Below are 3,120 nucleotides of genomic sequence, written 5' to 3' on the forward strand. Positions count from 1 at the left end.
GTCGCAAATGACAAATTTAATCTTTATCCGAAGATTGCAGAATTGGCAAATATGAAAATCGTCAATCAATTTAAACGACCTGTGCTTAATAGAGTAGAGAAGGATAGAGATACTGCCTACTCAGAAACGATATTTCATTTAAAGGAAAAGTTATAATGGAACAGAAATTTGATATAGCTTTAAGTGCAAAAATTAATGAATTTGCAAGGAAATTTGATCTCGATAAGACTAAAATTGAGGAAGATTACCTGTTTGAAAACTTTAGCAATTACGTAATTATATCGAACGAATTAGAAGAGGAATTAGAAAACATAAATAAAGTCTCTACCCATAACGCTCAAGGAATAGACGGAATAGGGATTATTGTCAATGATAAATTGATTTTTGATGAGTCCGATTTAGAAAAAATTGGCGAAAACGAGAAAATTTCTGTAAAGATAGTTTTTGTACAATCAACAACCAGGAAGAACTTTGATAGTAGCAAGTTTAGTGGTTTTGTTGATAGTGTGATTAACTTTTTGATAGACCAAACTACAATAGATCCATTTTCTTCTATATATACCAAATTGCTTGGTGAAGAAAGCGATTTTATTTATAATTTGAAAGAAACACCAAAAATAGTACTATATTTTGCTTCTGCTATTACAGAACATAAAATTGATGAAAAGTTTCTTGATACGCAAAGAGAGAAAATAACAAATAGAGAAGATCTTAAAGATAAAATTTCTCTTGAAAGTGTAAATTTCCTGCAAAAAGCAGAATTGAAGGGATTATATGATAAAATACCGTCATATCAACAAGTGAACATTAAATTTGTAGGAAATATACACATTGAAGAAAAAAGTAAAATTCAGATGAGCATTCTATCCTATATTAAATTCGAGGAATTAAAGAAACTCATATTAACAAAAGATGAAAACTTGAAAGAAAATCTTTTCATTGAAAATCCAAGGTCTTTTCTTAATGAAACAGACGTTAACCAAAGTATAGAAGAAACACTTAAAAATAGTGAATATAAAGATTATTTCATTTACCTGAATAACGGGCTTACTTTATTATGCAACAATATTGAAAAACATCCAACTTTGGAGAATGTATTTAAATTGACATATCCAAGAATAATAAACGGATGTCAGACGACTCATGTATTATATAATTTTTATAAATCTAATTCAGAAAGCCTGCAAAATGTAGAATTAGTGATTAAAGTAATTGCCACAGATGACAATAGGCTAAAAGAGCAAATAATATTTGCTGCAAATAATCAGAATTCAATAACTGAAGATTTAAAAGCACTGAATAAATATCATGAAAAGATTGAGGAATACTTCAAGGGATTTAATGGTTTTGAAATATATTATGAGAGATTAAGAGGTCAATACCCAACAGTAGCACCGCCCTACAAAAAAGTAAACATTGAAAATTTGGCGAAGGTCTATATCTCTGTTTTTTTGCGGGAGCCACATAAAATGAAAAGCAATGCCATAAGCAAGATTGAAGAATACCAGAAGAAGAAAAGAATATTCAGTCCAGATGATAATGAAGTAAATAAATATTATTATTGTGCTCTTTTATATTACTGGCTAAGCAAGTTCTCAATTAATGATGAAGTTGAATTGAGATCAAAAACTATGGATATGCATTTACTACTGGTATGCGACTTGCAACTGGACAGAACAAAGGAAGTTTACAATATAGATGACAAAATTAAATATTTGTGCGATGAAAATAATGCAAAAGCCATTTTTAGTTCATCAGTATCCTTTTTGGAAACCAGAGACTATCTATTTAAAAGAAGAGGATTTTATTCAGGACCTAACACAAAGAAAATGATACAAGATTTTTTATCTTAAATTGGAGGAAGATAATGATATTAGATACTAAGAGAGAAAGCGAAATTGAAAATGTAATAAAAGAAAGCTTAAGAACAAAGTTCAAAATATATAAGCCAGAAACAAATAGCATGCCATTCCATTATCGTTTGCTTGGCAAGGACAGGATGGCATTATTTTCTTTCATCCAATCATTAAACACTACTTTTGGAACCTCTATTTTTGAACCTGTAGCAGAAAAACTTGCAGACTTAAATTTCTCTGCTGCGCAAAAACAATTCGTGGTAGGAGAAACAATAAGCGAAGAAGCACAAAATGAAATTCAGCACATTATGAATGAACTTACAACCGGGAAAAGCCCGGATAAAAAAGAAGAGATTGAAAGGATAAGAAAAGTTTGTAACAAGGGCACAATGAATAATTTAAAAACTGTGAAGGTAGATTTGTTTGTTCAAAGTAAGAACGGAACAGTTCATTTGTTTGACTTAAAGACGGCTAAACCCAATATAAGTAATTTTAAGGATTTCAAAAGAACGTTGTTAGAGTGGGCAGCAATCTATCTATCAAAGTACCCAAAGGCAGATATTTACACCTACATTGCCATTCCTTACAATCCTTATGAGCCAAAACCTTATGAAAGATGGACATTAAAAGGAATGTTTGACCTTGACGAAGAGTTAAAAGTTGGAAAGGAGTTTTGGGATTTTCTCGGTGGTATCGGGGCCTATGAGGAATTGTTGAATTGCTTTGAAAGAGCGGGTATAGAATTAAGACCTGAAATTGATGCGTACTTTGCAAAGTTCAAGCAGCCTTAACTATGCATGTGTATAAAATAGATATGGGGAAGAGCTTGAAAACTATGCTAAAGTAACTTAGTTTGAAGAAGTGAGAAGAGGTTTTATAAGGCTATGAGCTTTGGCAATCCTGTTCGTAAGACTCTTGAAATTTCGAGATAAGTAAATGAAGTAATTAAAGTAATCAAAGAAAGTAATTTCTGAAAAGAATCTGATAGAAAGGCTATGGAAATATTCGAAAAATGCGTTATTGCAGGTCTATTATGAAAAGAAAGAGAAATTCAAATGGAAGATAAAGGAATTCTTTGAAAAAGACGTAAAAGACAAACTGATAAAATTGGAATTGAAGACTTTCATAGGCACTACTTTTCAGATTATAAGCGTGTAATGTTTCTTTGTGAGCGAGAGAGAATAGCCAAATCGTATCTGAGATCATCTTTAAATTTTGAAGCACTTTTTTAGGCCAAAGATTCGGAATTTAAAGTTGGTTGAGT

2 protein-coding genes are annotated in these 3,120 nt (G+C 31.1%); both read left to right on the top strand.

What is annotated here, in order from left to right; all coding sequences use genetic code 11:
- Positions 1-155 precede the first annotated feature (155 nt).
- Positions 156-1,853, top strand: coding sequence for an AIPR family protein (locus ACP5SP_RS07690; RefSeq protein WP_428076464.1), 1,698 nt, complete (start codon positions 156-158; stop codon positions 1,851-1,853).
- 14 nt (positions 1,854-1,867) lie between these two features.
- Complete coding sequence (locus ACP5SP_RS07695) at positions 1,868-2,647, top strand: TdeIII family type II restriction endonuclease (RefSeq protein ID WP_428076466.1); 780 nt, start codon at positions 1,868-1,870, stop codon at positions 2,645-2,647.
- Positions 2,648-3,120 lie beyond the last annotated feature (473 nt).

It is taken from the genome of Caldisericum sp. (assembly GCF_049967455.1).
In the GTDB taxonomy this organism is placed as follows: Bacteria; Caldisericota; Caldisericia; order Caldisericales; family Caldisericaceae; genus Caldisericum; species Caldisericum exile_A.

Excerpts from the sequence above, each read along its gene's own strand:
- ACP5SP_RS07690 (WP_428076464.1), top strand. The coding sequence starts at position 156 with ATGGAACAGAAATTTGATATAGCTTTAAGTGCAAAAATTAATGAATTT.
- ACP5SP_RS07695 (WP_428076466.1), top strand. The coding sequence starts at position 1,868 with ATGATATTAGATACTAAGAGAGAAAGCGAAATTGAAAATGTAATAAAA.